Raw genomic sequence first — 8369 nt, forward strand, 5'->3', positions numbered from 1 at the left:
GGATCACGATCAGGCAGCTGGGCAGTCAACCCGCTGAGGATGTGTGAGGTCTCTTCTCCTGCAGCCACGTCCAACCTTCCTTTAGGCGCATGCATCGGCGCCTCAGGTCTGGCAGGGTAACTGCCCGTCATGAACGCGTCGTGTGCGACATCTCGGTTTCAACAGCCCGGTCGGATGCGCCGGGCAGGTCTTGTGAGCGCATGGCTGCCCAGTAGAATTCCTCGGGGCGATCGCCCTGCAGCCAAAGCGCTCATGGCCACTCTAGCTTTGACAGCGGTGGGATGCGTAGCCGTGGGGCTTCAGGGGCGTTGTATGTCACACCTTGGCGCTCTCCGTGACGGACGCCACGCGATTGTCACAGCTTCGAAACACCCTAGGTAGTGCGGAATATGCGTCATCGCAGGGACAATGGCTTGAAGCACACGCCCAAAGGGTGTTGGCTGTTAGTAATGGAAGTCACTTCAAAAGGAGGAAACGTGAGCGAGGCCGACGCCGCCACATCGGTAAATGTGGCGGAAAGATTGGGTTTCAAAGACGGGGATCTGATTCAGGAACGCGGCTACGACGACGACGTCGATTTCGACTTGCGTGACGACATTGAAGATGTCACGGGCTCTGAGCTGTTGGATGAAGATGATCACGACGTCGTAGACGCTGTTATTTGCTGGTGGCGGGACGGCGATGGTGACCTGGTCGATGCTCTGATGGATTCGCTCACCACCTTGAAAGAGGGCGGCGTGGTGTGGGTTCTGACCCCCAAATCCGGCCGCGACAACTACGTCTCTCCGGCGGACATCCAGGACGCGGCGCCCACGTCGGGGCTGCACCTGACCACTTCTGCCGGGGTATCCAAGGACTGGAGCGCCACCCGCTTGGTGCCGAAGAAGAACAAGTGACGGAAGTCCAGCAAGCGCCGGCCCCCGTACTCGTTCCCAGTGTCGGAGAGGTAGCGCCTGACTTTGAACTGCTAAATCAATATGGCGAGCCCGTCCGTTTATCGGATTTCAGGGGTCGCAACGTTGTGGTGGTGTTCTATCCGTTCGCGTTCTCCGGCATCTGCACTGGAGAACTGTGTGAGATTCGCGACAATATCGGCGCTTTCGAAGACTCGAACGCCACGGTCTTGGCGATCTCTGTGGACAGCAAATTTGCTTTGCGCGCGTATGCGGAGCAGGAACAATACGAGTTCGATCTTTTGGCTGATTTCTGGCCACATGGAGCTGTGGCACAGGCTTACGGTGTCTTTGATACCCAGAGTGGGATGGCTCTTAGGGGAACGTTCATCATTGATGCCGAAGGATTGATCCGGTATGTGGTGGTCAATCCACGGGGACAAGCGAGGGACCTCGCAGGCTACCGCCAGGCGCTCTCTGAATTGAGAGTGCAGCAGGGGTGAACCAAGTGCGGCCCGGTGTTGGTATGACCGGCTTCGCCAGCATGGAGCCGGCTACCCTTGCCACCTTGGAGACCGGGGCCGAGGCGGCGTTGCAGGAGGCCCTGGGCATCCTTGGCGGCAAGCGGCTGGCCATGCTCACCGGTGCCGGACTGAGCACCGATTCGGGAATTCCTGACTATCGGGGACCTGGTTCAGCGCCACGGAACCCCATGACCTATCAGGAATTCATCGGCAGTGCTGCCAGTCGACGGCGGTATTGGGCCCGGAACCATATCGGCTGGTCCCACCTGCGGCATGCTGATCCAAATGCCGGCCACGCCGCCGTCGCCCTCATGGAACGGCGGGGCCTGCTGACCGGGCTCATCACCCAAAACGTCGACAGGCTCCACGAGGACGCCGGGAGCACTAATGTAGTGGATCTGCATGGGCGCTTCGATCAGGTGATTTGCCTTGAGAACGGACACATTTTTTCCAGAAGGCTGCTCGCCGCCATCCTTGAGGAGCTGAATCCGGGGTTCGTAGCAGCAGCGCTTGAGGCGGGCGTGGTGGAGATGGCACCAGACGCCGATGCCACCGTGGAAGATCCAGAGCTTATAAAGTCATTCGTGGTGGCAGTTTGTCCTGTCTGCGGTGGCACGCTGAAGCCTGACTTCGTCTACTTTGGCGAAAATGTTCCAAAAACCCGCGTCGAACGGGCGTATGCCATGGTGGACGCAGGAGAAGCTCTCTTGGTTGCCGGCTCCTCGCTCACTGTGATGAGTGGGTTGAGGTTCGTGCGCCATGCGGCGAAGGCAAGCAAGCCGGTGGTCATCATCAACAGGGGATCCACGCGAGGTGATGAATTTGCCGCCCTGAAACTTGAAGTGGGAGTAAGCGGCGCCCTGGATTATCTCGCGCGGAATTTGCCCGACCTTTCTGAAGAGGGGGACTCGATTGGTGTTTCGCCCGAGTGATCATGTAGAGTCATTGTTCGTTGGTTGAAGCGCTAAGGCACTGAAACTGAACTTTGGGTCTTTAGCTCAGCTGGTAGAGCGCCACGTTTACACCGTGGATGTCATCGGTTCGATCCCGGTAGGACCCACCAAGAAACCCCGCCATCCTGGGCCGCAACGGTTCGGAATGGCGGGGTTTTCCTTTTCCCGAAAAGTACCTGACGCAAAAAGTCAGTGCCCGCCCCTAGTGTCTGGCTCATGGAACAGGTATACATCCGCACTACAGGGGGCGGCACGGCAACTACAGTGGTCCGGAGGGGCCGGGAATGGCAGATTGCCGAAGAGCCGTTCCGATGGTTCGAGAGGGTGCCGTGGTGGGAGAGCTCCAAGAGAATGCCCCGGGGGCAGGGCCGCGTGGATGTTGAGGTCCTGCAAGTCCAAGTGCGGCTGGGAACCAATGCCAGATCCAGCCTGGCAACCTGGGAACTCGTGCGGGACGGAAGCGGTGGGGGCTGGTACCTGCGTGGCGATGAGCGGGCGGCTGCGTAGGATTCGCGCCGGGAAATGGATGAGCTCTCCACCACGACTATTGGGGGATGCCGCGGTGGAGAGCTCGAAAATGAATATACAGCGAACTTTTCGGTTTGGAAAGTAAAGCCCGCCTTGAGGCCTTGTGTGTCGGCAAAGTCCCCATTCCTCCCGGCAGCAGAGCAGGCAGTCACACTATGATGGGTAGTGTTCAGCTGATTGAACAGCCGGTTCGACGCGACGTCCGGTTTGATATGACGAAGGAGAATCATGGCCGATTCCCGCATTGCCCGCTCCGAAGGACTGGGCGCCTCATCGCCAGCGCCTGCGGTGACCCGCGCAGCGGCCGTTCTGGAAGCATTGGCAGAATCGCCGTCGGGCCGCCTCACCCTTAGTGATCTGTCTAGGGAGTTGGGAATCCCTAAGTCTTCCACGTCCAATCTGCTGCTGGCGCTGGAAGAAGCGCGGCTTATTACCAGGCAGGGCGCGGACTTTGGCTTGGGGCGAAAGCTCGTGGAGCTGGGTGCAGCCTACTTGAGCCGTTTGGACGAAGTGCAGGAGTTCTACAAATACTGTGAACAAGCACCCACCCTGTCCGGAGAAACTGTCCGCATCGCCATGCTGGACGGGGACCACGTCATTTACCTGGCGCGTTATGAGGGTCATCCTGCAGTTCGACTGACGTCCAACATAGGCGACAAGATGCCCGTCTCCCTCTGCAGCGTAGGAAAGGCGCTCCTGGCGCAATTGCATGATCACGACATCGACGCCATGTTCCCGGATGGCATGGAACTTCCGGTCATGACGCCGAATTCGCTTCGCACGGCCGAGGAACTGAAGGCGCAGATCGCCACGATCCGCAAGCAAGGTTTTGCCTTTGAGGACGAAGAATCCACGGTCGGCGTGGTTTGCCTCGCCGTTCCCGTGCCCACCCACGGAGCACATGGTCCTAGCCTGGGACTTTCTGTTACCGCATTGAAGGCTACTTATTCAGAGGAGCAGGGTGCGCTCATGGTGAAGGAACTCAAGGACCTAGCCCGTTCCTTGGGGAATCCGATGGGTTAATGCCGTGCTGCACGTCACATTCGTCGGGTTTTGAATAAATCTGATTTCAATCTTGGCAGCGTGTTCATCAAGCTGTACGCTGTTCATCATAGTGATCTTGGCGGTGATGCCATCACTATCTCGTCGGGCCAACGGGGGCCTGGGGTGATTTTGAGGGAGTGCTTGTGACAACTCGTACTAATGCAAAGCTCGCAGCTGAGGCTGACGATTCAGTGGTTGAGCCGGAACAGCTTCGCAGGGCGACGCTGGCCAGCTCCGTGGGTTCTGCCCTGGAGTACTACGATTTCTACATCTATGGCCTGGCCTCGGCCTTGATCTTTGGCCCCTTGTTCTTCAAACCTTTGGGGGAGAGCGGGGCTTTGATCGCATCCTTTGCCACCTATGGCGTGGGATTTGCGGCCCGGCCGTTCGGCGGTATTTTCTTCGGATTCATCGGAGACAGGTTTGGCCGCAAAATGGTCCTCTTGCTGACAATTGGCATGATGGGCCTCGCAAGCTTTGCCATCGGCCTGCTCCCTACCTTTGAGCAGGCCGGAATGCTCGGCGCTGTACTCCTGGTGACCTTGCGAATCATCCAGGGCTTGGGCGCCGGGGCGGAACAGGCTGGAGCCACAACCCTGATATCAGAAGTCGCTCCGCCGAAGCGTCGCGGCTACTTCGCGTCACTCCCATTCGTGGGCATTCAACTCGGAACCCTCTTGGGCGCCGGAACCTTCGCACTGTTGCAGTTGGCAGATAAGGATGCTTTTGAGGCATGGCTCTGGAGGGTGCCATTCCTTGCCAGCTTCGTCCTGATCATTGTTGCCGTCTTCATTCGCCTGAGGTTGAAGGAAACCCCGGTATTCCAGGAATTGGAGAAGCACAAGAATGTGGTCAAGAACCCTGTCGGCCAACTTTGGAAGCACTCCAGAAGGAACGTGCTGGTTGGTATAGGACTCCGTATGGGAGAGAACGGCAATTCCTCCATCTATTCGGCCTTGCTGATCTCCTTCATGTCGGTCAAGGAAGGTGTCTTCCCTGGAGACAAATTCATTGGCCCTGTGGGACTTCTGATTGCCGCTGGATTCGCTGCCGTCATGGTGGTGACGTTCGGAGCACTGTCTGACCGCTTTGGCCGCGTGCGGGTTTACCGCTATGGCGCCTTGTTCCAGGCTGTATTCGCCATCCCCGCGTTCTATCTGGTGACTCTCGGAAACGTGACGCTCGTATGGGTAGTCATGGTGGTTGGTATCGCGCTGGGTGTCCAGTCCATGCTGGGCCCGCAGTGCCCGTTGCTACCTGAACTGTTTGGTTCCCAGTACCGCTTCACCGGAGTTGCGCTCAGCCGGGAAATCTCTGCGGTGCTGGCAGGCGGCCTTGTGCCCCTGCTCGGCGCCATCCTCCTGGCGGCCACGCATAACTCCTGGGTTGTCCTCGCGGTCTACTCGCTCGTGTTGGCCCTGATTTCCTTCATCACGACATTCTTTACGCCTGAAACAGCAGGACGGGACCTGCTTGCACTTGAGGACGCCAGGTAGCACGCCGGTAGCCGCCAAACTTTGGCACAAAAAAGGCTCCGACCCCTTTGGGGTCGGAGCCTTTTGCATCAGGACTTGCTGGGGCCTAGTAGAAGTGAACCGGATCCACCAGGTGGGGAAGGTCGCCACCGTCCAGGAATGTACGGAGGTTGCTGCAAAAACGCTCTGCGATGAGGCGGTTTTCGGCCGAGCTCAGTGCGGACGTGTGCGGCGATACCAGTACCTTGGGGTGGTTCCACAGGGGGCTATCCTGCGGGAGCGGCTCTATTGCAAAGACGTCCAGGCAGGCATAGCCAACCTGACCGGTGTTGAGGGCCTCAAGAAGGGCGTCCTCGTCCACCACTGTGCCACGGCCAACGTTGACGAACACGCTACCCGGCTTCATTGCGGAGAAGATCTCGGTGCTGAACAGCTTCTCTGTGTACGGAGTGCCGGGAAGTGTGTTCACTACGGCGTCAGCGTCGGCAACCAGAGCCGCAAGGCCGTCATTGTTGGTGACCTCGTCGATGCCTTCAATGGCCTCGACGTTACGTTTGGTGCCGCTTACCTTCATGCCCAGGGCGCGGGCGATTCGTGCGGTTTCCATGCCGATCTCGCCAAGCCCGGCTATGACCACCTTGGATCCGTTGACCAACTTGGTGGGTGTCCGCAATTGGGGCCAAAACTTGGCCGCTTGGTCCTGGGCCATTTCGGCGCTGCGCTTGAAGCCGTTAAGGATGCCAAAGGCGGAGAATTCCGCGAGCGGCAAGGCGTGGACTCCGGCAGAGGTAGTGACGCGGAATTTTCGGAGCGTCTCAGTATCGAGGCCCGAAGCCTTGACGGCTCCGCCAGCCCCAGCGGCCATGGCGTGAATCCATTGAAGATGGGGATTGCTCCGGGCAATCCGGGCAAGGCCGGACGGGCTTTCATTAGGGAAGCCGTACAGAATCTGGGCCCGGTTGAGCATGGCCCAGTAGCGCTCTTCCTGCTCCGGCGTCCGCTTGAAATCCGGGTCCCCACTGTGGTCGGCCGGGAATCGCTCGGGCGGAAGGAGGTCTGGTTCGTACAGGACAGTTACGGAGGGATCTACGGCGCGAATGCGCTCCACATGCTCAACTTCGAGCGGCACAGCGATCGCGATGGTAAGTTCATCAGTCGTCATGGTGTTCATCATACTGAATGGAGGCTAGGATATTGAACAGATTTCGTTTTGATGCACACAAAGAAGTGAGGTTCTTCACGACATGACCAGCAAACGTGTGGGTTTCGTAGGCTTGGGCCTCATGGGGGCTCCCATGGCTGCCAACATCGCTAAAGCAGGATGGGTTGTCAGGGCATGGAACCGTTCCGACTCTGCTTTCGAAGGCCTTGCCGGCATCAACCGGGTGGGCAGTGTTGCCGAACTCCGGGACGAACCAACCATCGTTTTCATGCTTCCGGATCTACCGTTCATCGAAGAGGCCGCAACAGACTTGCTCGATGCCTGGCGGAGTGAACCGCCGAAGCCGGGCACCGCCGTCGTGATTATGAGCAGCGTTTCTCCAACGGACGTCCGGCAGTTCGGCGAAAGGGTCCATCAGGCCAGCGGCGGGAACGCCGTGGTGGTTGACGCGCCAGTAAGCGGCGGCACTGCTGGCGCCGAAAACGGAACCTTGGCCATTATGGCAGGGGCGTCCGAAGCGGACTTTGAACGGCTTCAGCCGCTCTTTGAAACTATGGGAACAACGGTCCGCCGCATGGGGCTGCTGGGTTCGGGCTCGCTCGCCAAGGCGTGTAACCAGCTGATTGTCGGAACCACGACGGCGGCACTCGCGGAGGCTGCTGAACTTGCCGAACGCTCCGGAATGGATGTTGCCGCCCTGTATGAAGTCCTCGCTGGAGGCCTGGCAGCAAGCCGGGTGTTGGAGATTGTCGGGCCACGCTTGGCGGCCAAGGACTATACGCCCACCGGACCGGCCAAGTTCATGCACAAGGATTTGGCGTTCGTGGTCCAAAGCGCCGAAAGTGTGGGCTCCCCGGTACCCATGGCCTCTGCGGCAATCCAGCTCTACGGCGAACTCAAACGCCAAGGACTTGGCGATCAGGACCTCGCCGTCGTCCGCCAGGCGATAGCCAATCTTGCCATGTCTTCGGCTGCCAACTAAGTACCGGCCCCAACTAAAGTACCTGTCCAGACAAGAAGGAATGCAAAAGAAACATGAGTGGACTATTTGACCTGAGCGGCCGTGTTGCGTTGGTGACGGGTTCGAGCCGGGGGATTGGTAACGCGTTGGCGCGGGGTTTGGCTGATGCTGGTGCGACGGTGGTGTTGAACGGGATCAATCCCGAGCGTTTGGAAGCTTCACGGGACGCTATGGCGGCTGGCTTCCCTGCAGGGAGGGTGCACAGCCGGGCGTTTGATGTGACGGATGCGGTGTCGGCTGCCGAGGGGGTGGCGTGGATCGAGGCCAATGTTGGTCCGTTGGAGATCCTGGTGAACAATGCCGGGATCCAGCACCGGGTTCCCATGCTTGAGCTGGATGTCAGGGACTGGGACCGGGTGATCAGCACGGATTTGACGAGCGCGTTCCTTGTGGGCCGGGAAGCGGCCCGTCATATGATTCCCAGGGGCAGGGGGAAGATCATCAATATCTGTTCGGTCCAGACGGATCTTGCACGCCCGACGATTGCCCCATATGTGGCGGCAAAGGGCGGGCTGCGTAACCTGACCCGGGCGATGACGGCGGAGTGGGCTGCGTCGGGGTTGCAGATCAACGGGATCGCGCCGGGGTATATCCATACCGAAATGACGCAGAACCTGGTCGATGATGAGGCGTTCAATTCCTGGATCCTGGGCAGGACCCCTGCCCACCGGTGGGGGACGGTCGCTGACCTTGCCGGGCCTGCTGTGTGGCTGGCGTCGGAGGCGTCCAATTTCGTCAATGGCCAGACGATCTTCGTTGATGGCGGAAT

9 protein-coding genes and 1 tRNA gene are annotated in these 8369 nt (G+C 59.2%); 9 read left to right on the plus strand and 1 reads right to left on the minus strand.

The genetic code is table 11. The features are described 5' to 3' along the window. Window positions 1-476: 476 nt before the first annotated feature. From ACFX4T_RS25375 to ACFX4T_RS25405, 7 genes are all read left to right on the plus strand, one after another. Window positions 477-896: a DUF3052 domain-containing protein gene (locus ACFX4T_RS25375; protein ID WP_216925434.1), complete on the plus strand. Its 420-nt coding sequence runs from the start codon at window positions 477-479 to the stop codon at window positions 894-896. Next, complete coding sequence (locus tag ACFX4T_RS25380; protein ID WP_377655163.1) at window positions 893-1396, plus strand: peroxiredoxin; 504 nt, start codon at window positions 893-895, stop codon at window positions 1394-1396. The genes ACFX4T_RS25375 and ACFX4T_RS25380 overlap by 4 nt, the downstream gene beginning before the upstream one ends. A 23-nt stretch (window positions 1397-1419) precedes the next feature. Then, a complete protein-coding gene (locus tag ACFX4T_RS25385) occupies window positions 1420-2349 on the plus strand; it encodes an NAD-dependent protein deacetylase (protein WP_377655166.1) in 930 nt (309 codons plus the stop codon). 55 nt (window positions 2350-2404) lie between these two features. Next, window positions 2405-2480, plus strand: a tRNA-Val gene (locus tag ACFX4T_RS25390). A 106-nt stretch (window positions 2481-2586) separates the two neighbouring features. Next, entirely contained in the window at window positions 2587-2877 is a 291-nt protein-coding gene (locus ACFX4T_RS25395) for a hypothetical protein (protein WP_377655168.1), read from the plus strand. A gap of 249 nt (window positions 2878-3126) precedes the next feature. Beyond that, on the plus strand, window positions 3127-3921 hold the full coding sequence (locus ACFX4T_RS25400) for an IclR family transcriptional regulator (protein WP_216925438.1): 795 nt from the start codon (window positions 3127-3129) through the stop codon (window positions 3919-3921). Between the two features lie 158 nt (window positions 3922-4079). Continuing rightward, a complete protein-coding gene (locus ACFX4T_RS25405; protein WP_216925439.1) occupies window positions 4080-5438 on the plus strand; it encodes an MFS transporter in 1359 nt (452 codons plus the stop codon). Window positions 5439-5523: 85 nt separating this feature from the next. Here ACFX4T_RS25405 and ACFX4T_RS25410 read toward each other — a convergent pair whose 3' ends face one another. After that, complete coding sequence (locus tag ACFX4T_RS25410; protein ID WP_223946274.1) at window positions 5524-6591, minus strand: D-2-hydroxyacid dehydrogenase; 1068 nt, start codon at window positions 6589-6591, stop codon at window positions 5524-5526. 70 nt (window positions 6592-6661) lie between these two features. On the opposite strand from ACFX4T_RS25410, the gene ACFX4T_RS25415 reads away from it, so the two are divergent. Continuing rightward, window positions 6662-7561, plus strand: coding sequence for an NAD(P)-dependent oxidoreductase (locus tag ACFX4T_RS25415; RefSeq protein ID WP_223946273.1), 900 nt, complete (start codon window positions 6662-6664; stop codon window positions 7559-7561). A 53-nt stretch (window positions 7562-7614) separates the two neighbouring features. Continuing rightward, on the plus strand, window positions 7615-8369 hold a 755-nt coding region (locus tag ACFX4T_RS25420), incomplete at its 3' end, for an SDR family oxidoreductase (protein ID WP_377655172.1).

It is taken from the genome of Paenarthrobacter sp. YIM B13468, assembly GCF_042788025.1.
GTDB classification, from domain to species: domain Bacteria; phylum Actinomycetota; class Actinomycetes; order Actinomycetales; family Micrococcaceae; genus Arthrobacter; species Arthrobacter aromaticivorans.

Coding starts and splice junctions, on each gene's coding strand:
- ACFX4T_RS25385 (WP_377655166.1), top strand. CDS start 1,420: ATGACCGGCTTCGCCAGCATGGAGCCGGCTACCCTTGCCACCTTGGAG.
- ACFX4T_RS25395 (WP_377655168.1), top strand. CDS start 2,587: ATGGAACAGGTATACATCCGCACTACAGGGGGCGGCACGGCAACTACA.
- ACFX4T_RS25400 (WP_216925438.1), top strand. CDS start 3,127: ATGGCCGATTCCCGCATTGCCCGCTCCGAAGGACTGGGCGCCTCATCG.
- ACFX4T_RS25410 (WP_223946274.1), bottom strand. CDS start 6,591: ATGATGAACACCATGACGACTGATGAACTTACCATCGCGATCGCTGTG.
- ACFX4T_RS25415 (WP_223946273.1), top strand. CDS start 6,662: ATGACCAGCAAACGTGTGGGTTTCGTAGGCTTGGGCCTCATGGGGGCT.